The 20,186-nt window shown below is 69.6% G+C and carries 15 protein-coding genes and 7 pseudogenes; 10 read left to right on the top strand and 12 right to left on the bottom strand.

Annotated elements, in window-relative coordinates:
* The first annotated feature begins 44 nt into the window (after positions 1–44).
* Positions 45–856: pseudogene (locus ACFWBD_RS20060) on the top strand (pyridoxal-phosphate dependent enzyme).
* Between the two features lie 198 nt (positions 857–1,054).
* Here ACFWBD_RS20060 and ACFWBD_RS20065 read toward each other — a convergent pair.
* Positions 1,055–2,131 carry a replication-relaxation family protein gene (locus tag ACFWBD_RS20065; RefSeq protein WP_385668227.1) on the bottom strand — a complete coding sequence of 359 codons (1,077 nt, stop codon included), beginning with the start codon at positions 2,129–2,131 and terminating at the stop codon, positions 1,055–1,057.
* 303 nt (positions 2,132–2,434) lie between these two features.
* Here ACFWBD_RS20065 and ACFWBD_RS20070 point away from each other — a divergent pair, with 303 nt between their 5' ends.
* Entirely contained in the window at positions 2,435–3,082 is a 648-nt protein-coding gene (locus ACFWBD_RS20070; RefSeq protein ID WP_385668229.1) for an ankyrin repeat domain-containing protein, read from the top strand.
* A gap of 247 nt (positions 3,083–3,329) precedes the next feature.
* Complete coding sequence (locus tag ACFWBD_RS20075; protein WP_385668230.1) at positions 3,330–3,680, top strand: hypothetical protein; 351 nt, start codon at positions 3,330–3,332, stop codon at positions 3,678–3,680.
* A gap of 126 nt (positions 3,681–3,806) precedes the next feature.
* Here the strand turns inward: ACFWBD_RS20075 and ACFWBD_RS20080 are convergent, their stop codons facing one another.
* A complete protein-coding gene (locus ACFWBD_RS20080; RefSeq protein WP_385668232.1) occupies positions 3,807–4,070 on the bottom strand; it encodes a hypothetical protein in 264 nt (87 codons plus the stop codon).
* A 179-nt stretch (positions 4,071–4,249) separates the two neighbouring features.
* Here ACFWBD_RS20080 and ACFWBD_RS20085 point away from each other — a divergent pair, with 179 nt between their 5' ends.
* Together ACFWBD_RS20085 and ACFWBD_RS20090 are read left to right on the top strand one after the other, a co-directional pair.
* Entirely contained in the window at positions 4,250–4,468 is a 219-nt protein-coding gene (locus ACFWBD_RS20085) for a hypothetical protein (RefSeq protein WP_385668234.1), read from the top strand.
* A gap of 364 nt (positions 4,469–4,832) precedes the next feature.
* A pseudogene (locus ACFWBD_RS20090) lies at positions 4,833–5,551 on the top strand (IS5 family transposase); the annotation flags it as partial.
* A gap of 192 nt (positions 5,552–5,743) precedes the next feature.
* Here ACFWBD_RS20090 and ACFWBD_RS20095 read toward each other — a convergent pair.
* Positions 5,744–8,407 (bottom strand): RICIN domain-containing protein, encoded by a 2,664-nt coding sequence (locus ACFWBD_RS20095; protein WP_385668236.1) that lies wholly within the window; start codon positions 8,405–8,407, stop codon positions 5,744–5,746.
* A 346-nt stretch (positions 8,408–8,753) separates the two neighbouring features.
* Between ACFWBD_RS20095 and ACFWBD_RS20100 the strand changes: the two genes are divergently transcribed.
* A complete protein-coding gene (locus ACFWBD_RS20100) occupies positions 8,754–8,993 on the top strand; it encodes a hypothetical protein (protein ID WP_385668238.1) in 240 nt (79 codons plus the stop codon).
* Positions 8,994–9,145: 152 nt separating this feature from the next.
* On the opposite strand, the gene ACFWBD_RS20105 is transcribed toward ACFWBD_RS20100, so the two are convergent.
* A complete protein-coding gene (locus ACFWBD_RS20105) occupies positions 9,146–10,045 on the bottom strand; it encodes a helix-turn-helix transcriptional regulator (protein WP_385668240.1) in 900 nt (299 codons plus the stop codon).
* 184 nt (positions 10,046–10,229) lie between these two features.
* Between ACFWBD_RS20105 and ACFWBD_RS20110 the strand changes: the two genes are divergently transcribed.
* Positions 10,230–10,664, top strand: a complete 435-nt coding sequence (locus ACFWBD_RS20110; RefSeq protein WP_385668242.1) for a nuclear transport factor 2 family protein — start codon at positions 10,230–10,232, stop codon at positions 10,662–10,664.
* A gap of 637 nt (positions 10,665–11,301) precedes the next feature.
* Here ACFWBD_RS20110 and ACFWBD_RS20115 read toward each other — a convergent pair.
* The 4 genes and pseudogenes from ACFWBD_RS20115 to ACFWBD_RS20130 all read right to left on the bottom strand — a co-directional run bounded on the left by ACFWBD_RS20115 (position 11,302) and on the right by ACFWBD_RS20130 (position 13,783).
* Positions 11,302–11,679 (bottom strand): hypothetical protein, encoded by a 378-nt coding sequence (locus ACFWBD_RS20115; protein WP_385668244.1) that lies wholly within the window; start codon positions 11,677–11,679, stop codon positions 11,302–11,304.
* Between the two features lie 749 nt (positions 11,680–12,428).
* Positions 12,429–12,671, bottom strand: a complete 243-nt coding sequence (locus ACFWBD_RS20120) for a DUF6411 family protein (protein ID WP_020126348.1) — start codon at positions 12,669–12,671, stop codon at positions 12,429–12,431.
* A 209-nt stretch (positions 12,672–12,880) separates the two neighbouring features.
* Positions 12,881–13,075, bottom strand: a pseudogene (locus tag ACFWBD_RS20125) (serine/threonine-protein phosphatase); the annotation flags it as partial.
* 103 nt (positions 13,076–13,178) lie between these two features.
* Positions 13,179–13,783 (bottom strand): annotated as a pseudogene (locus tag ACFWBD_RS20130) (hemolysin III family protein).
* A 6-nt stretch (positions 13,784–13,789) separates the two neighbouring features.
* Between ACFWBD_RS20130 and ACFWBD_RS20135 the strand changes: the two are divergent.
* Positions 13,790–13,945 (top strand): annotated as a pseudogene (locus tag ACFWBD_RS20135) (transposase); the annotation flags it as partial.
* 664 nt (positions 13,946–14,609) lie between these two features.
* The gene (locus ACFWBD_RS20140) at positions 14,610–14,774 is read left to right on the top strand and encodes a hypothetical protein (RefSeq protein WP_385668246.1); all 165 of its coding nucleotides are present in this window, start codon (positions 14,610–14,612) and stop codon (positions 14,772–14,774) included.
* Positions 14,775–14,790: 16 nt separating this feature from the next.
* On the opposite strand, the gene ACFWBD_RS20145 is transcribed toward ACFWBD_RS20140, so the two are convergent.
* Together ACFWBD_RS20145 and ACFWBD_RS20150 are read right to left on the bottom strand one after the other, a co-directional pair.
* Complete coding sequence (locus tag ACFWBD_RS20145; RefSeq protein WP_385668248.1) at positions 14,791–15,201, bottom strand: hypothetical protein; 411 nt, start codon at positions 15,199–15,201, stop codon at positions 14,791–14,793.
* 180 nt (positions 15,202–15,381) lie between these two features.
* Positions 15,382–15,650, bottom strand: a pseudogene (locus tag ACFWBD_RS20150) (IS5/IS1182 family transposase); the annotation flags it as partial.
* 249 nt (positions 15,651–15,899) lie between these two features.
* On the opposite strand from ACFWBD_RS20150, the gene ACFWBD_RS20155 reads away from it, so the two are divergent.
* Positions 15,900–18,167 (top strand): MMPL family transporter, encoded by a 2,268-nt coding sequence (locus tag ACFWBD_RS20155; protein ID WP_385668250.1) that lies wholly within the window; start codon positions 15,900–15,902, stop codon positions 18,165–18,167.
* A 163-nt stretch (positions 18,168–18,330) separates the two neighbouring features.
* Here the strand turns inward: ACFWBD_RS20155 and mgt are convergent.
* Positions 18,331–19,579: pseudogene (gene mgt, locus ACFWBD_RS20160) on the bottom strand (macrolide-inactivating glycosyltransferase).
* Positions 19,580–19,588: 9 nt separating this feature from the next.
* Positions 19,589–20,185 carry a hypothetical protein gene (locus tag ACFWBD_RS20165; RefSeq protein ID WP_385668252.1) on the bottom strand — a complete coding sequence of 199 codons (597 nt, stop codon included), beginning with the start codon at positions 20,183–20,185 and terminating at the stop codon, positions 19,589–19,591.
* Between the last annotated feature and the right edge of the window lies 1 nt (position 20,186).

Below are 20,186 nucleotides of genomic sequence, written 5' to 3' on the forward strand. Positions count from 1 at the left end.
ACCGCGAGCCACAGGACTGCGAGGTATGGCTCGCGCTGGAGTACGTGCAGCACACCGGCTCCTTCAAGGCCCGCGGCGCCCAGAACTTCATCCAGGCCCACCGCGACGCCGGCACCCTCCCCGACGCCGGGGTGACCATCGCGTCGGGCGGCAACGCCGGGCTCGCGTGCGCATGGGCCGCCCGGCAGCAGGGCGTCACCGCCACGGTGTTCCTGCCGACCACTGCCCCGGCGGTGAAGTCGCCAAGCTCCGCGGCTACGGCGCGGACGTGCGCCTGGTGGGCTCGGAGTACGCCGAAGCGCTCGCCGCCTGCGAGAACTTTACGGCCGCGACCGGTGCACTCCCCTCCCACGCCTACGACCACCCGCTGATCGCCGCCGGGGCCGGCACCCTGCTGGAGGAGATCCGCACCCAGACCCCCGGCCTGGACACCGTGGTGGTCGCCGTCGGGGGCGGCGGCCTGTTCGCCGGCATCGCCACCGCCGCCCAGCACCACGGCATCCGCACCGTCGCCGTGGAACCGGAGAACTGCCGCGCCCTCAACGCCGCCCTCGAGGCCGGCCACCTCGTCGACGTCACCGTGGACTCCGTCGCCGCCGACTCCCTCGGCGCACGCCGCACCTCCGCCATGGCACTGCACGCCGCCCAGCAGGAACGCGTGCACTCTGTGCTCGTACCGGACAGCGAAATCATCCGGGCCCGCCAGGCACTGTGGGACCACCGCCGCATCGCCGTGGAGCACGGGGCGGCGACCGCGCTCGCCGCCCTCACAGCCGCGCCGCACCATGTACCCGACCGCGACCTGCCCACCAGGCCCACCGGGCCGTCCCGCAACTACCCGCCCCGCCAACGGTGAGAAGGTCGCCGTCGTGCTGTGCGGAGCGAACACGGACCCCGCACAGCTCACCTGGCAAACCCCCGAGCGCTGACCCACCAGCTCGAATGGAGAAGCCCCGTGCCTGGCACAGCAGGAACGGGGCTTCTCACGGAACTCCGGCCCGGCCCCCGGGCAAGCCCCCTCGCGCGAAGAGGCCGGCCCGGCTCGCGCGGGCCGTCAGCGGCCCGCAGGTTCGGGGTAGCGCCGGCGGCGCCGGTCCGGGTCGTCGACACCGATCTCGTACCAGGGCTCGCCTCGCTGGAGCCGGGGCAGGGTGTTCAACCACACCGCGACAGTGATGCCCCGGACATCGGCGGTGAGCGCTTGGCGGCGGTTGTCGAGCAGGTGCTCCTCCTTGCCCGCCAGGACGACGTACAGCAGCGGGAAGCGCTCGGAGCGGGTGTAGCGGTGGCGCTGCCAGAACGGGTACGTGCTGCCGTTGGTACCGCGGGCTCCTTCCCAGACGCGGTGCCCGGCGTAGCGCTCGTAGTACCAGACCTCCTTCGCGAGGCGGGCCTGGGACATGCTGCCGTTGTCGAAGTCGAAGAGGCGCACCTCGCTGCTCTTGGTCGGCACGGCGAGGACGGCGTCGGTGCTGAAGCTCAGGCCGGTCTCCCTGATGGCGTGGTTCACCTCCACCTGCCAGTCGGTCAGGCACTCGCGGTCTTGGGACAGGACCGTGTCGGTGTAGGCGAGGATCATCTCCGTCACCGCGACAGCGTGAGGACCGAACCCGGCTCGAACGGCCTCCGCTTCGGTGCCGGCCTTGGGACGCCGCGGCATCTCATTGCCTTCGGCCAGAGCCTTCTGCCCCGCCGGTGTCAGGTTCCAGATCTGCTCTTTGCCCACCTTGCCGTTCGTCTCCGCCAGCCCGAGCTCCGCCAACTCCTTCATCGCCCTGCGCACGTACGACCGGCCGCCCGACTCCTCCGCCGTGATCACCTCAGCCATCTGCCGCACCGTCGCTATCCGCACACACCCCAGCAACCGCAGCGCATCAGCCCTCATCTTCCCGGTCGTGGGAGTGGACTTCTTCCCCTTCGCCGACGCCTCAGGGGAAGGGGGAGAGGTGTCAGCATGCCGGGAGGCCCCCTGACGGGCGGTGTGAGCTGCGGCGATGGGAACGACGTTGGAATCGTTCACGGCACCGTTCACGGCACTGGATTCCGGGCCGCCTGAAGACCGCTCAGCACCCCTTCTCCAGGTCGGGCGCGGCTCCGGCTCAGGCTGCCGGGCGCTGCTGGCGTACGTCATGATGAGGCTCCTCACGCAGTGGCGCGGGGCTCCGGACAATCCCGCCGTCACTTGCTAGAGGTGTGGCGAAAGTCAACGGTGTGACACTCGACCGAGCGCCGTTACCGAGCCGTGATCATCCGGTGTGTCCCGTGCCATCGAACCTGGATCGTTTGCCACTGAAGTTGGACGACGGTCGGTTTGTGACAGCGAAGTTGGACCGGGCCGGAATCCGCTGTTCGGGTCTCCGCCTCGATGGCAGGTGGATCGGACCGGTGGGCGACCCCGGTGTTCCCCGGCCCGGAGGCCCGGAATGATCGAGCTATGGACATCGCGGATCAACTGGTGCGGTCGGCGGGCGACGGCGACATGATCGAGATAGCCCGGCTGCTGGGGCAGGGTGCTGTGGTGGACAGGCCGAATCGTGACGGGCGTACGGCGCTGGACCGGGCGGTGGAGCAGGGGCATGCCGATGTCGTCCGCCGACTGGTCGGAGCGGGCGCCGATCTGGAGCAGCAGGCGGGTGAGTACCAGGAGTCGACGCTTCTGTGCCTGGCGGCGAGCCACGGGCACACGGCGGTTGTCCGGGTTCTTCTCGATGCCGGTGCCCGCACCGGAGCCCAGGGCCGGCTGGGCTACGTACCGCTGGTGCTGGCAGCCACAACCGGCGACGAGGGGCACCCGGAAACGGTGGATCTGCTGCTGGACCGCGGGGCGGACATCAACGCGGTGATGAAGCACAAGACCGCCCTTGACTGGGCGGTCCGGTTCGGGCAGGAAGAGATGGTGCGCCGCCTGCTCTGCCGTGGGGCCATCCCCTCGGCCGAGACCATGGCCGCCGCGCGTGAACATCTCGGACACCATCCGGGGCGTCGGCGGAAGACCGAGCGCATCGCCGTCGTCCTCCTCGCTGTGGAAGTCGCGCCCGGCACAGACCAAGAGCCCGGGACGGAAGCCGGGAATCCGGCGTAGCGATCGCTCAGCAGCGCAACGGAGCTCTGAGTGGGGCTTCAGCCCGGCCCAACTTCGCTGTCACGAAACCACCTTTCGTCCAACTTCAGTGGCAAACGATCCAGGTTCGATGGCACGGGACAGGGGGCGTTCATCGGACATCAGCGGATCCGCGCACCCTCCTTTCGGTGAGTGACGTTTCCGTGACGATTGGTCACGGGAAAGATCACTGGGGTTCGGCGCGGAGCCGACCGGTAAGGGGAACAACATGGCTGAGCAGTCCACGCCCAACGCAAAGGGTCCAGCCCGATTCCAGTCGGCGCCCGACCCGGCGACAGAGGTGAAGCCCACGGGTTTGACCACGCTGACCCCGACCTACGTGGACGGGGTGCCTGCCCTGTCCATCGGCGAAGGGCACACCATCCCCGAGAGCATCGACGTCGTGGACGCTGAAGGTCGCGTGGTGGCCCGCTACACCGCGCATGACGTGGAGGAACGCACTGTTTGGCACTATGCCAATGGCGGTGAGTGGCATTTCAATAGCGGTGAGCACCAGTTGTCGATGGGTGGTTCTGGCACCAGCGGCTTGCTGCGGGGGACAAATTTGCCGCCAAGTTGACACCGGCTAACTGATCGGCCGCGGTCCTCAAGGACCGCGCTCGGAGGCCGACGTGGGGTATGGGGTGTCGATGCCTCCGGGAACGCGGCCCGCGCCACACCGGCCCGGGGTCCGCGCCGGGCGCGGCTACGTCGCCTGGGAGTCGCCGCCGGTGGGCAGCTCCTGCTCGATCTCCCGCGCGGTCCTCATCAGCTCCAGGGCCTCGCGGCGCAGCTGGCTGGCGCGCTCGCGCAGCTGCTTCACGCGCCGGCGCTGCTGCTGGGGGCTGAACGCGTTGACGTACTGCCCGCGCGGTCCGACGAGCAGCCCTTCGGCGATCAGCTGGCGTACGGCGGCCGCGGCCTCCTTGCCGCCGATGTCGAAGTGCTGGCCGATGTCGTAGCGGGTCATGAACCGTTCGCCGGGCTCGTAGCTGCGGTGGATCGCGGTGCGCAGCAGCCGGTAGGCGCGCTCGGTCGGCGTGGTCGTGCCGACGGCCCGAAGAGACCGGTGCCAAGAACCCGTACGGCTACGACCCGGAGACGAACACCGTCCGGGTCGGTCAGCACGACCTGGCGCGGCTGCTGCTGATGTTCCGCACGCTGATGCGCGAGCAGCGGCCCGGCCGGTGGAAGCACATGCACGACTTCGACCTGTCCTTCGAGCGCCTGGCCGACGCGGTCGACGCCGCCGGCGAGGCCCGGCAGTGCAAACGCTGGACCGGGCCTGATCTGCGGATGCGCTGCACCACCACCGAAGCCGCCTGCCCTGGCTGGACGGCGCTCCCTACGACGGCGGGACACCGGTGACGGGAAGGTCCCGGGCTACAACTCCCACGCAGTGGCGGGGGGCTCCAGGCGCCGGGACAGGTCGCTGTGCGGCTTCGGCTGGGCGCAGTGGGAAGGACGCGCCGTGGACGGCCTGCCGGAGTGCCTGGAGTGTCTGCGTGAGGTCCAGCTCGGTGCCGAACGCTCCCGCGGCCGCTGGTGACTACCGGCGTGGATACCCGTGGCTGCCCGGGTGGCAGCGGGTGCATACGGCCGTGGCTACGATCGGAAATGATCAGACGGAGGCCGCTCCAGCGTCCGGCGAACGCCCAGGTCAGGTGAGCGGCCTAGGCGCAGTTTCTCGGATCTCCTGACGTGAGTGGGGTGTTGGGATCAGGCTGGTCGTATGGGTCGTGGGGATCTGACGAATGCGGAGTGGGATCGGCTGGAGTCGTTCTTGCCTCGTGGTGGTGCGCGTGGGGGTCGGTGGAGTGATCACCGTCGGGTGATCAACGGGGTTCTCTATCGGGTGCGGACGGGTGTGCAGTGGCGTGACCTGCCGGAGCGGTTCGGGCCGTGGGAGACGGTCTGTAAACGGCATCGCCGCTGGTCGGCGGATGGCACGTGGGAGATGCTCCTGTCTCGCATTCAGGCCGCCGAGGACGCTGCCGGTGGGGTCGACCGGGACGTGTCGGTGGACTCGACAGCGGTGCGGGCCCACCGTCACGCCGCCGGCGCAAGGAACACGCCGCCCGCCGCGATCCCTCAAAGGGGGCCCGGTCGGGGGACGAACCGGGTCGATCCGGTGTTGCGGAAACTGGCCGTCCGGCTGGAGGAGGTGGTCAGATCGGCGAGTGTCTGGGACGTTCCCGAGGAGGATTCACCACCAAGATCCACCTCGTCGCCGACGGACGATGCCGGCCACTCGCCTTCGTCCTGACACCTGGACACTACGGTGACGGCCCTCAGTTCGAGCGTGTGCTGGCGCAGATTTGCGTGCCCCGGGCCGGAGTCGGACGGCCTCGCACCCGGCCCGACCATGTCCTGGCGGACAAGGCCTACACATCCCGCAGCAACCGCCGTTACCTGCGACGACGCGGCATCCGGCACACCATCCCGGAACGTCAATCCGGGCTGGGCCAACTGTGTTCCACGGTTGAGCGGCGTTCGGGGGCATCGGCGCACCTCACAGCGTTCCAGCACACCTTCCGAACCGTCCCCGCCCGCCCGGCTGTCTTCTGCTGCGGGTAGTGCGGTACCACTCGCCCGTGGGGCGGGGGCCGGTGCTCTCGGTGAGCCGCCCCCGCCCCACGCGGGTCAGGACGGGTCGGCGTACTGGACGCCTCGGCCGTTGGTGCCGAGGTACACCCGGCCGTAGACGTCCGGGTCGCCGGTGATGACGGCGGTGCCGTCGATGTTGCCGAACTGGTGCTGGTCGTCGTTGATCCGCACCCAGGTGGCGCCCTTGTCCGTGGAGCGGAAGACGCCGAAGGTGTCCTTCACTGTGCCGACCAGGTAGAGAGCCTGGTAGCCGGTGTCCGGGGCGGCCTTGCCGAAGCCGATGGCGTTGGCGTCCTGGACCGTGTCGAGCGTGGTGAAGCTGGCGCCGCCGTCGGTGGAGTGCAGGAGTCCCTTGCTGCCGCCGGCGATCCACAGGTCCTTGGCGAGGGCCGGCACGGTCTTGAGCTGGCCGCTGCCGAGTCCGGTGGCGCGGGCGCCGAACGTCTCGCCGGCGTCGGTGCTGGCGTAGAGGGTGCCACCGGACAGGGAGTAGAAGGTGCCGGCGGTGGAGCGGTCGGCGACCACGGCGGCGTCGGTGCCCAGTCCGCTGACCTTGGTCCAGGTCGCGCCCTTGTCGGTGGAGCGGTAGGGGGCCTGGCCCGACTCGGTCCAGATGATCGTGGCGCCGTCCGCGGACACGGCGACCGTGCCGGCTTCGGCAGAACTGACCGGCTCGCCCGCGAACGCGGTCCAGGTAGTGCCGCCGTCCGCGGAGTAGGCGCCGTCCTTGGTGCCGCCGCGGCCGACGCGGACCATCACGTCGGGCTTGTCCTGAGCGAAGTCCAGGCTGGTGGTCGCGCTGAACCTCGGGCTGTTCAGCAGGCCGTCGGGGACCTCGGTCAGGTCGTCGTGGCGGAAGCCGCTGACGTCCGCCAGGCCGCTGACCACCGATGCGCCGCTCGGCGGGGCGATCAGGGAGAAGACCGCGGTCTCCTCCAGTCCCTTGGCCCGTATCGTCCAGTGGGTGGCAGATCCACTGTCCGCGTTCGTCACGTCGTCGCTGCCCCAGATGCCCGCGCCGGTGCCGTAGAGCACGTGGCCCGACGCGAAGGGGTCGATGGCCAGGGCACCCATCCAGTGGCCGATGTCGGTGCCGACGTAGGGCGCAGCGGAGTTGTCACGCTCGGATGTGGCTCCGAGCGCGGTCCAGGTGGAGCCGCTGTCGGTGGAGCGGTACAGCTCGTCGGAGGGCCACCAGCGGTCGAGAGTGGCGACCATGACGGTGGACGGGTTCTGGGGGTCGACCGCGAGCCCGGCGAAGCCGTAACCGCCGCTGGACGGGGAGATGTCCTTCCAGGTCCCGCTGGTGGAGGTGTACTTCCACACTGAGCCGGCGGTCACGCCGTTGGGGCCGGTGCCGTCCGTGTACGACAGGTACAGCGTGCCGTCGGAGGAGAAGACGCCGTGCTGCGGGAGTTGGCCGGTGGGCTGGCCGGACACGGCTTTCCAGGTGGCGCCGTTGTCGGTGGACCGGTAGAGGCTGGTGGTCTTGTCGGCCACTCCCGCGTAGACGGTCTTGGCGTTCTTCGGGTCGAAGGTGACGAAGGAGATGCCGACTCCGCTGCTCGCGCCGTCGGTGACCGGGAACGAGGTGACCTGGCTCCAGGTGACGCCGTAGTCGGTGCTGCGCCACAGGCCGTTCTTGCGCGTGCCGAGGTAGAGCGTGCTGTTGTCGTTGGGGTCGATGACCAGACGCTCGCCCATCGTGCGGCCGTCTTCGTTACTGCCGAGTTTGAAGGGCAGGTTGGTTCGCTTGAAGGTCGCGCCCTGGTCGGTGGAGCGCAGGATCGCGCCGTTGCCGGCCCAGTCGTTGGTGTACGTGCCCGTGGCCAGGTAGAGCCGGTCGGGATCGACGGGGTCGGTGGCCAGGGACTCGATTCCCATCAGGTTCCAGTCCTCGGCACTGACCCAGTCGCTCAGCGGCGTCCACACCCCGGCCGAGGCGTCCCAGCGGTAGGCGCCGCCCATGTCGGTGCGCGCGTACAGCAGGTTCTTGCGGCTGGGGTTGAAGACCAGTCCGTCGACGAAGCCGCCGCCGTTGATCTGCGCGTTGCGCCAGGCGTACGTCCCCGTGGCGCCGGCGCTGGTGGTCGTGGGCTGCTGAACGAGCTTCCACCGCTGGTTGGTGCGGCCGGTGTCCCTGTACTGGATGACCCCGGCGCCGTCGGCCTTGGACTTCGCCGAGACATCGAGCAGCTTGCCGCTGGCTCGTGAGGTGAGCGTGACCGCGTCGCCGCTCGCGTCGTCGATCTTCCACTGCTGGCTGGTGGCACCGGTCTCGGTCTGCTGCTCGACGGCCGCCTTGTTCGCGGTCGAGGCGTCGTGGACGCCCATGACCAGGCCGCTGTTGCGGTTGACCAGCTCGTAGTAGCCGTCGTCGGTGGCCTTGAGCTGCCACTGCTGGTTGATGCTGCCCTGGTCGGTCCACTGCTGCAGGGTCGTGCCGCTCGCGGTGGAGAAGGCCGGGACGTCCAGGACCTTGCCGCTGTGCACGGCCGCAAGCCGGTAGTAGGCGCCGCTGGTGATCGTTGCTGCCTGCGACTTCTGCTGGGAGAGCAGGAAGTAGGAGGGTACGACCAGGGCGGCGACGAGCAGCAGGAGCCCGGTCCCCATCCAGCGGCGGCGGTGGCGACCGCGCTTACGCGGAGTCTCCTGCTCTCTTCGGCGGGTAGGTACGCCGTGCTCGGCGGTGCCGTTCATGGGGTGGTTCTCCTTGCTGCGGCCGCCATCGGCACGTGTGGCCGTACGCAGGTCAGCCGGGTTGTCACGGTCGCCTGATGTGCGACCCGGGGACGTCGCGCCGGATCCGATCACCAGTTGCTGTCAGTGGGCTCTGAAAGTCCAGTGACGGAACCCGAGATCCAGCACCGGGTCAGCTTTCAGAGCCCACCGGCAAGTTGCCGCCGCCGCGGAAATGGTTGCCGCGGCGAGCGATCTTTCTGGTGGCCATCGGTCATCCGTTCATGACGGAACACGCGTGGACTCAGGTGGAGGGGCGGCGCGTTGAGTCGCTACACACCGGCGTGCCGAGCGGGACGAACTCGCCGTGGCCGAACGGGTCCTGGCGCGGATGAGCGAGCAGGTGGTCCAGGAGCGGGCGGCGGCCGCACCGGTGACGGCATCTGTGGCCGGGCAGACGGTACGGATGGTCCCCGAGTGCGCGCCGGGTGTGGAGGAGTCTGCGCTTCCGCCGGAGTACCAGCGCATTCTCGCCGTCGTCACACGGGTCGGCGGGCCGGTCATGACCCGGCAGGTCGGTGAGAAGCTGTGTCGGGTCCTGACATGACAAGGTGAGCGTGCCTTCGGTGCAGGTCAGTGCGACTTGGAACGGGTGTCGCTATTTCAAGCCGTAACCGGAGGCGATCGCCGAACTCACTGGCTTGCTCGCGCCGGATGACAGTCTCGACTGAGCGCCGGAAAGGGGCCAGTACGGCCCCGTCAGGCCTGCCGGGGCGGCGGGTTGCTCGTGGATTGCGCGTCCTGCTCCTGTCCGGTCGTGGCGGACCAACTGGCGAGTAGCTTCAGGCCGTCCTCCGCGGCGGTTCTGGGGGGCGCGCTGTAGACGACAACGCTCAGGCCGCTTTCGTCCGGCAGGCTCAGGGTCTCCTGATCGAGTTCCAGTTCGCCGACGAGCGGATGGTTGAGTCGTTTGGTGCTCTCGCGGAAGACATGCACGTCGTGCGAGCCCCACATCACGCGGAAGGCATCGCTGCGGGTGGAGAGTTCACCAATCAGGTTCGACAGCTCCCGGTCGTAGGGATTTTTCCCCGCCTCGATGCGCAGCGCGCCCACGGCGAAGCGGGCCATGCGCTCCCAGTCGGTGTAGAACCGCCTGGCTGCGGAGTTGAAGAACGCGAACCGGACGACGTTCGCCCCGCATGTCGGGTCGGCATACATCTCCGAGTACAGGGCCCGGCCCAACGGGTTGGCGGCCAGCGCATCGAGGCGGTTGTTCATCACGTACGCCGGCAGCTCCGGCATGCCATCGACGATCCGCGCCACACTCGGCCGCACCGTCGGTCGGCTCTCCCGCCGCGGTGCCCGCGTTTGCGGCGCCGGTCCGGCAGCGCGGGCGAGGTCGTACAGGTACATGCGCTCGGTGTCGTCGAGCCGCAGGGCGTGGGCGAGGGTGTCGAGCACACTGTCGGAGACCCCTTGGAGGTTGCCGCGCTCCAGGCGCGTGTAGTACTCGACGCTCACGCCGGCGAGTGTGGCGACCTCTCCCCTGCGCAGTCCGGGCACCCGGCGCTGACCGTACGTCGGCAGACCGGCCTGCTCTGGGGTGATCTTGTCGCGTCGGGAGCGGAGGAATGCGCTGACTGCGTCCCTGTTGTCCATGAGGCCAGGGTAGGCAGGCTGCGTGACAGGTGAGGGGCCCTGCCAGTACCCCTCACAGCAAGGACTCCCCCGTCACGGCCGTCTCGCGTTGCATGGTGCGTGCCCCGATCCTCCCGGGGCCCGACCGGTGCGAGGACGCACGCGCCCCGGTCGGCAGCACCTGAACACTGACAGGACACACCAGATGAGCAACCAGATCGAGACGGTGACGGAGAGCCCCGCGGATGTCGTGCGAGGGCTGTATGACGCGTTGAGCAAGGGCGATGTGCCGGGTGTCCTGGCAAAGCTCGCCCCCGAGGTGATCGTCGATGAGCCGAACCAGCTCCCCTACGGCGGCGTGCACCAGGGCCGCGAGGTGTTCGTGCAGTCGGTCCTCGGCGCGATGATGGGCTACGCCAACGTCGCCATTACCGATGCCGAGGTATTCGAGGGCCCGGCCGGCGTCATCGGAACGCTCGCCGGAACGCTCACAGCCCACACCACCGGTGAGAAGTTCCCGCTGACCATGGTTGAGATCCACCAGGTCGAGGACGGCATGGTCCGCAAGATCGACGTCTACACCAAGAACCCCCACGAACTCGCCGCGTTCTACACGCGCGCCGAGGCGGGCACTCGCTGACCACGACCCTCTTCGGGTCTTCCAGTGGTGCACGCGGAGATCCGCTTCGCTGAGGTCATCGGGTGGTCGGCAGCCATCCGCACCAGTCGTACGGTGCAGGCATGCGCAGGGACGGAGTGCCCCGGCTGCGGCTGGTCGTGACCACGGACGACGACTCGGGGCCGCGATTGTGTCGCGGGTGCGGTGGTCCGCTGATGCCTTCGGCGAAGGCTACGGCGGTGTTCTGTTCGTCCGCTTGCCGGTCGCGGCACTGGCGGCGGATGCGGCGGGCGCGGGCGAGGACCAAGGCGGTCCAGGTCGGTGTGACGTCCAGATGTCCGGAGTGGGCGGCGTCCTGGACGGTCGGGGTTGAACGTCCTGCCTCGGCAACGTACTGCTCTCCCGCCTGCCGCAAACGGCCTGGCACAGGCGGCGCGCGGTGGACACCGGGTTGTGAGCCCGCGTATACGGCGGCTGTCATAGTGCTTCACCGTGGGGCCGTGCGCCCTGACGGTTTCCGAGGTCGACCTGGACGAGCAGCTCCAGAAGCTGCTGAAGGGCTCGGGTGAGTAGGCGATCGGGCGGGGTGTCCCCGCTCACGTCCACGCCGAAGCGATCCTCAGCGCCCTGCAGGAGGCCCGCCCCGCCGGACTGACCGTCACCCAGCTGATGGCCGCCACCGAACGCACCCGCGCGCAGATCCACACCGGTCGTCGGTGAACTTGGTCCCGCAGTCCCCGCACACCGGGCGCTGAGCCTCGCGTTCGGCTGCTTCCTGCGCGACTTGGCGCCGCCCATCTTCGGCACGGCGGGCGAGGGCAGCGTCGCGGCGGGGGTTGCCGATCGCGTCGAAGAGGTTCTGTCGGTCCTCGCGGCCGTGCTCGCGCAGCAGCTCCAGTGTGGTCGCCACGATCGGCATCTTCCCGTTGTAGATGCGGAACCCGCCCTCTGCCCACTGGCCCTGCCAGTGCTCGCGGGTGAGGTCGGCGACCCGCTCCATCTGCTTCAGCGCGGACCGCTTGCCGACCTGACACACAGAGAGCGCGACGCAGGGCGTGGCGGACTTGTCGCACTGGATCCTCGTCTCCTTCGTGGACCCGACGCACTCGTGCCGGGCAGGACCTCGCTCCGGACGCTGCTATTCCGCAACTGCGGAAGCGTCGTCCGGTCTGCTGCTGGACAACGAGGAGACGGTGGTGACCCGTCAGACGGCCGAGGCTACGAGCGGCAGGGAGGGGGCCGCGCCCGGAAGTACGACATCCTCCTTGTGGGGACTCCACGCCTCGCGCCGACGCGGGCCGATCACGAGTCGCTGTCCCACACGGCGACGTCCACGGCGCGGGCATTGATGCACAGTTCCAGCAGGACAGGGCCGGGAGCGTACTTGCGGGCGCAGCACCTCCAACCCGGCGGCCGGCGCAATCCGGTGGATCGCGATGAGAACACCGAGGGCCTGGTCGACCCTCGCGTGGGAGCCGACCGCTTGCCGCAGCTGGGCGTTCTCCTGCTCCAGGCAGGCCACCGTGGCGTTGCGCGTGCCGTCGGGCAGGTGCCGCGGGACGCGAGAGGTCGTCATGACTGGTCTCCATACAGGCGCGGACATTTCCAGTACGCCTGCGCCAGACCGCAGTGACAAGACACGCCCAGCGCGGTACGAAGATCACACCCCAAAGGACGAAGCGGCGCGCCAACCCGAAACGGGCTCGCGCGCCGCCGACATGTCATGCCAGCAGGTCATCGCCGGGCTCTCACCTGCTGCGGTCGGAACATCGCAGCCACTGACCGTCAGAACGGCAGGCGTCGACGCGCCCGGCGGCCGGCGGAACCGCTGCGGCCCACGGCCCGCGAACTGGATTGGAAGGGCTTGCTCAGCAGGCGCCCCAGCGGACCGGGGGCCTTGGAACCTGCCTGGGCCCCCAGGCCCAGGGTGCGCTGGGCGCCGTTCTGGGGGTGCCGGCTCAGTCGCGGGACGACGAAAGCGAGTATCGCGAGGACTACACAGAAGGCGATCACGCCGACGATCATCATGGGGAAACTCCTGGGCGGTCTAGACGGTTCACTGCGTGCCACAACACGGACATTGCTTTCTTGATGCCGACCGACTGCCCGTTTCGGCGCGGGACACGCCAGGGAAGACACAGCCATGGCGCCCCCGCGAGCCCAGAGCGCGATGTCGACGGTCCGCGTCCGACTGGTGCCCGACCTGGCCACCGTCGTTGCCGGGGTCAACGACTTGGTTCGAGGAGCCCGATGGCGTCCCCGCGGTTGGTCACCGGGGCGACGATCCGCACCAGCGCGCCCTCACCCTTGTCCTCCACGCTCGGCCGCTGGGTGCGGATCAGATCGGTGTCCTTGAGTATGCGCGCGACCACGTCGAGCGACTCCACGGGCGCCTCGGTCTCCGCCGCCGCCAGTGTCCCCGCCGGAGTCATCGCGCTGCCCCGGCGACTCGCGCCCCCGGGAAGGCCGCGGCCTGCCCGGCGTCCGGCCCTCGTGCGGTCACAGCGCCTCCTTCACGGCTCGATAGCGCTCAGGTCATGTGGCTGCCAGGAGGATGGCCGTGTAATGCGCGGTGAAGGCGGCGATGGTCAGGGCGTGGAAGACCTCGTGGAAGCCGAACCAGGCCGGTGAGGGGTCAGGGCGCTTGAGTCCGTGGACGACGGCGCTCGCGGTGTAGAGCAGGCCCCCGGCGACGACGAGTACGAGGACCGCGATGCCGCCGGCGCGGGCGAAGTCCGGCAGGTAGAAGACGGCCACCCAGCCCAGCGCGATGTAGCACGGGGTGTACAGCCAGCGGGGAGCGCCGATCCACAGGACGCGGAAGGCGATGCCGACCAGAGCGCCTGCCCACACCGCAGCCAATAGCACCCGCTGCTGACTCGCGGGCAGCAGCAGTACCGCCAGCGGGGTGTAGGTGCCGCGATGATCAGGAAGATGTTCGCGTGGTCCAGCCGCCGCAGGACCGCCTCCCCGCGCGGGCCGCACGTGCAGCGGTGGCAGACCGCGCTGGTGCCGAACAGCAGGCAGGCCGACAGCGCGTACACCCAGCAGGCCCCGCCACCGCCGCCGCCGACCGCGAGACGGCGATCAGGACGATCCCGCCGAGCAGCGCCAGGGGGAACACACCGGCGTGCAGCCACCCGCGCATCCTGTGTGACGGCCGGGGCCTGCCCCTGGCCGTCCTCGTCACGCCGGGCAACGTCAACGACTCCACCGCCTTCGACGCGGTCCTGGACGCGGTGAGAGTGCCCCGGGCCGGCGTCGGTCGGCCGCGCCGCAGGCCCGACGCGGTCATCGCCGACAACAACTGCGTCCAGCTCAAGGCGGCCCTGTCCGCCGACCCGAGCGTGCTCTATCCGCAGGCGGTTCCCGCCGCCTGACCCTTCGGCAGCCGCCCGCCCGGCCAGGCTTCAGCCGACGTTCGAGGATCTAGGGATCAGCCGGGCGCGGCGATGCGTACTCGTCACGCTCCGCACGCGCGTCCGCCGCGCTACCGCTGGGACACCTACCCACCACCAGAAGACTCAAGTGACGCCTACCGCCGGGCTCTCTAAGTGCGTCCGCCAGTAGGTGAGGCAGCTGGGCAGGCAGAACGCGCGGGAGTTCGGTCGGCCGCTATCGGCGGCGGGTCCTACCGTGTGTGCACCTCGTTGGTGGCCTGGATCTGCCGCCAGGATCGCGGCTCCGTCAGGCGGAGGCCGGCGGACCGGAGAGCCGGGGCGTCGGGCTCGGGCTTGGTGGCGGTGAACAGCCGAGTGTGCAGCAGCGCGCCGAGCGGCTTGCCCGGGATCCGCAGAGGTCGAACCGGCTGATCGCGAGAGTGGCGAGGTAGCTGGCCTGGGGCGGCGGCGCTGCACGGCTGCACGACCGAGGACGGCGTGCTGGTCGGGGTGGGCTCCCTGGGCTCAACAGCGCGCGGGCGGGCGCTGGTTCGCTGATGCGGCCGGCGCGGTGGTGCCGCAGGGCATGCGGATCCCGCCCGGTTCGCTGATGGCGGGCGTCCCGGCCAGGGTCAGGCGCGAGCTGACGGAGGTGGGAGCGCCTGGGCATCAAGGCGAACGGCGATATCTGCTGCTCGCCCAGGCGCACTCGGAGCTGTTCGCGGAGGGCGGCGAAGCGGATCTCGACTGAGCGGACTCTTTGTGGGTCAGTGCCAGTAGGAGGGCGAAGACGACCCGGAGCCGTTCCAGGAGATGATCAGGAGAATGACGATGATCGCCAACGGGACGGCGACGAGCAGGGCGCACCCGATGGCACCGGGCAGGTTCTTCCTGCGAAGGCGCTGATCGAGCAGCTTGGCCTCGGGGGTGTCGTTCCGCCAGTGCGGCTGGAGCTCCGCGGTGCCGTCGGCGATCGCACCGGCCACCCGGGCGACGTCCGCGGGGTGGTACGTGCGCCATTTGCTCTCGCCCCAAGTGGAGTGCGATACATGGAGGTTGTTGCGGGCTCCGTTGGCATTCGCGGTGGCGTCCAGGCAGGTCGCCCGGATGGTCGGCCAGGCTCGGGCCAGCTGCCTCTCGGACAACCAGGCGACGTGCTCCGGTTCGGCTGCTGCCACGGGCGCACCTACTCTCGGCTCGCAAGCAGTCTCTCCCCGCTCCGGCCGGATAGGCAACACCCTCTTCTCGTAACCGGCTTGGCTCCTCGTGCTGCCAATATTGACTGGACGTCTAAGAGTGGCCGCCAGTGGGTCAGTGGGTCATCGGACGCGGGAGCTTCGTGGGCGGGTGTCCCAGCCTTAGAGAGGCCAGGCACGTCGGATCAGGCAGCGGACGGTGATAATTGTGCTGGCCGGGGCGATGAAGAACTCGACGGGGCTCTTCGTCGCCCGGTGCAGCGGCGGAGCTTGCCGAAGCTGTTCATCCAGGAATTCGTGCGCTCCACCACCCACCGTCCGCCGGTCTGGATCGAGGTCTTCGCGCCGCGCTTGGCGATCTGGCCTGTGATTCCTCTGGCCTTCAGGTCGAGGTGGACCATGCTGTAGTCGTATCCAGCGTCCAGGCTCAGTCCTGTCCGGCGGCACGTCCTCTCAGCCGCCCCATCGGCCCGCACCCTGATCGTCATCCCCGAGATCCCCGGATAGATGTAGGGGACCCCTGTCCTCCCCAGCGGTGAGACGACGGGGTCCGACGGGAGGAGTCGGGTGTCCGGCACCTCACCGGGCAGCACGACGAGATGGCCTTATCCAGCCCATACCTTCGAATCAAAAGGTGGCGGCAGGGGGCTTCCACCGCGTCACAAGAGGGCAGGCCCGTCATGGGGACCGGAGATATACGGGTGCGGGGCATCGCCGCGCGGGCAGGCGGCTGGAGCGCCCAACACCGATGGGCCGCCGTGGGCATCTGGGTGCTGTTCGTCGTCCTGGCCATGGGGATCGGCTCGGCGGTGGGCACGGTCGAGGTCAAGGAGAGCGACCAGCTGGGGGGCGAGACCCACACGGCCGCCCTGATCACCGAGGAGGCCGGCATCGACGAACCGGCCAGTGAGACGGTCCTCATCCAGTCGAGGGACGGCTCCGTCAAGGCCACGGACCCGGAGTTCAGAGCCGCCGTCGCCGCCGTCGTCGCGGCCGTCGACAAGACCGGCAAGGTCACCGACGTGACCTCGCCGTACGACTCGGACACGATCTCCGAGGACGGTCGCAGCGCGCTCGTGCAGTTCGACATGCGCGGCGACTCCGACACCGCGGGCGAGCGGGTCGAGCCGGTTCTCGAGGCCGTCGAGGGCGTCCAGAAGGACCACTCCTCGCTGCGGATCGAGGAGATCGGCGGCGCCAGCATGATGAAGACGTTCGACGACGCGTTCGGCGACGACTTCCAGCAGGCGGAGCTCTCCGCCGTGCCGGTGGCCCTGGGCATTCTGCTGATCGCCTTCGGCGCGCTGGTGGCGGCGCTGCTGCCGGTGGCCCTCGCGGTCACCGCGATCATGGCGACGATGGGCCTGATGAGCATCGCCAGCCACTTCCAGCCGATGGACGACACGGCGAGCTCCGTGATGCTGCTGGTCGGTCTGGCCGTCGGCGTCGACTACTGCCTGTTCTACCTGCGCCGGGAGCGCGAGGAGCGGGCGGCGGGACGCGATCCGGAAACCGCTCTCAGGATCGCCGCGGCGACCAGCGGCCGGGCCGTGATCGTCTCGGGTGTCACCGTGTGCGTGGCGATGGCGGGCATGCTGTTCACCGGGCTCGCCACGTTCGAGGCGATGGGTCTGGCCTCCCTGATGGTGGTCGCGGTCGCCATGGTCGGTTCGGTGACCGTGCTGCCCGCGCTGCTGTCGCTGCTCGGTCAGCGGGTGGAGAAGGGCCGGATCCCGTTCCTGCACCCCGACAAGCGCCGCAAGAACGGCAACGGCGGGCGCGCCGACGAGGGCAGCCGGTTCTGGAGCGCCGTCCTGAAGGTCGTCCTCGCCAGGCCCGCCGTGTCGCTGGTCGTGGCGGCCGGCACACTGCTCGCGATCGCCGCTCCGGCGGTCGGCATGAAGACCCAGAACCTCACCCTGGACCAGGAGTTCGGCGACTCGCTGCCGATCGTGCAGACCTACAACCGGGTCAACGACGCCTTCCCGGGCGGCTCGGAACCGGCCGAGGTGATCGTGAAGGCGGACGACATCAACGCCGCCGAGGTGAAGACCGCGCTCGCGCAGTTCAAGGAGCAGGCGGTCAGCTCGGGCGCCTCTCGCGGCCCGGTCGAGATCAAGCTGCACGACGTGCAGAACATCGCGTACGTGTACGTTCCGCTGGTCGGCGGCTCCGACCTGGACAAGGCGGGTGCGAGCCTGGACAAGCTGCGCGACGAGGTGCGGCCCGCCACGCTCGGCAAGATCGACGGCCTCCAGGCGCCGATCACCGGACAGGTGGCCGGTTCGAAGGACTTCAACGACCAGCTGGCCGGAGCCGTCGCTCCCGTCTTCGCGTTCGTCGTGGTCTTCGCCTTCCTGCTGATGCTGCTGTCGTTCCGCTCGCTGACGGTCGCGATCACCTCGATCGTGCTCAACCTGCTGTCGGTGGGCGCCGCCTACGGCATCCTGGTCGCCGTCTTCCAGCACGGCTGGGGCGCGTCGCTGGTGGGCGCGGAGGGCGTCGGCGCCATCGTCACCTGGCTGCCGCTGTTCCTCTTCGTGATCCTGTTCGGCCTGTCGATGGACTACCACGTGTTCGTCGTCTCCCGGATCCGCGAGGCGCGGATGCGGGGCCGTTCGACGAACGAGGCCATCAAGCACGGTGTCGTCACCACGGCCGGTGTGGTCACCAGCGCCGCGGTCATCATGGTCGCCGTGTTCGCGATCTTCGGAACGCTGTCCATGCAGTCCATGAAGCAGATGGGCGTGGGCCTGGCGGCGGCGGTGCTGATCGACGCGACGATCATCCGGGGTGTGCTGCTCCCGGCCGTGATGGCCCTGCTGGGCGAGCGCAACTGGTACCTGCCGAAGTGGCTGCACTGGCTGCCCGACTTCACCCACGACGAGTCGCCCGAGGCGGTCGCGCCGGTGACGCGGGACGACGAGGGCAAGCCGCTGCGGGTCTGACGCCGCTCGAAGCCTGCTGAAGCATGCTGAACCGAGGGCCCGTTGACCTCCCGGGGGAGTCAACGGGCCCTCATTCACGCCTGGTTCGACACCGGTCCGGCACCTGGTCCGGCACCGGTTCAGGATCGGTTCAGGGCCGGTCAAGGAGGCTTCAGGACGGTGTTCAGGACCGCTTCCCCATCAGCTCGGTTTCGATGAGGTCCACCGCCCGGCGGGTGCCGCCCTCCTGCGCCATCTCCGCCTGGATCGCCTTGAGCCGACGGGCCACGTCCGGGTCGTCGACCAGCGCGAGGGCCGCTTCCCGCAGCGTCTCGGCCGTCGCCTCGGGCGTGGCGATCCGCCGGGCCACACCGAGCCCCTGGAGCACGTCCGCGTTGCCGAACTGGTCGACGGCCTGCGGTACGGCGATCATCGGCGTGGCCGTGGCCAGCCCCTCCTGGCTGCCGCCCGCGCCGGCATGCGTGACGAACAGGTCGGCCTGCTTCAGGACCGCCAACTGCGCTACCCACGAACACACTTCGACGTTTCCGGGTACGGCGCCCAGCACGGCGGGGTCGACGTGCCTGCCGATCTGGAGCACGAGGTGCCAGCCGGGCATCTCGCCGAAGGCCCGCACGCACTCCCGGTAGAAGTCCGGCCGGTCGGTGAAGGCCGAGCCGAGCGAGACGAGGACGACCTTCTCCGCCTGCGCGGGGCGCGTCCATTCACCCTCGGCGGCGCGGTCGCCCTGACAGGCGCCGACGAACGTGTACACGCTTTCGTCGACCCGGTCGGCGTGCGGCTGGAGCGCTCTGGGGATCAGCACGAGGGAGCGGGCCGGGCGGCCGACGAAGGGGTCGGGGTGCTCGGTGATCCCGTTCTCCTCCAGCCAGGCGTGGAAACGCGCGTAGTAAGCCTTCCCGCGTTCCGTTTCCCTCGGCTCCGCCCACATCGGTTCGGCGATCTCCTCCTCGTAGCCCTCCCAGGCCACGAGGTTGGGTGAGAGGGAGATCGCCGGTACGCCCCAGCGGTGGGCGAGGACGCGGGCCGGGTAGGCGGTGATGTCGTGCAGCACCAGGTCCGGCTCGTCCCCGTCGTAGGCCTCGATCAGCTGGGGCAGGGCCTGGATCGCGTCGGCCAGGAAGGGCTCGACGTTGTCGAGGAGGGTGCTCCCCCAGACGGAGGGGTCGTCGTCGGGCGAAGGCAGCGTCGAGTGCCACGGCTTGACCTCGGCGCCGGTACCGGCGACCTTCTCGGCGAAGACGGGCGGAATCGCGTAGGTCACCCGGTGCCCGCGCCCGACGAGCTCGCGGATCACCTCGAGGCTCGGGTTCACGTGGCCGTGGACGGCGATGGAGAACATGGCGACATGGGCGGGGCGACTGGTCATACCGTCGACCGTAAGCGAGACGATACGTCTCGTGCAACTTCAATGGCGCGGGTCAGCCTTCGGGACAGCGTTCGCCGGATCCTTCGACGCTCCGGCCGAGCGCGTTCGTCACTTTCACGGTCACGGTGCCGGTGCCGGTGCCGGCGTCTGTGGCGCGTTGCGCCTCGGCTGCCGTACAGATCAGCTGCGCCATCGCGAGATCGGTCAACTCCTCCCTGACAGTGTGCAGTTGGATCGACACCACACCGCTCCGCGCGTTCACCGACACGGTGGCCGACGCCGACGCCGGAGCCTCGGCGGCGGAAGCGCCGGACAGGCCGGAGGCGGGAGGCATGCTCGTGACGGGGACCGGGGCGATCGTCGGGGCGGCCGTCAGTGGGGGCAGCAGCGTGGTCAGCCGCTTCGCCCGTTCCACATCCGTCGGACCCTCGAGCAGCCTCTTCACCGCCGACTCGGCGTCGACCGTGCCGACGGGCCTGCGGGGGACGGCAACCAGGGAACCGTTTTGGAGGAAATAGACCCGCACCATCGGCACGATCCCGTGCGCGGGTCCGCCCGCCTCCACCACACCGGTCGCCGGAATGCCGCAGGAGACCAGCGTGCACAACGCCGGGACGCACAGCAGCAAGGCTCGGCGTACGACCCTCACG

The sequence above is a fragment of the Streptomyces sp. NPDC060002 genome (assembly GCF_042737245.1).
In the GTDB taxonomy this organism is placed as follows: Bacteria; Actinomycetota; Actinomycetes; order Streptomycetales; family Streptomycetaceae; genus Streptomyces.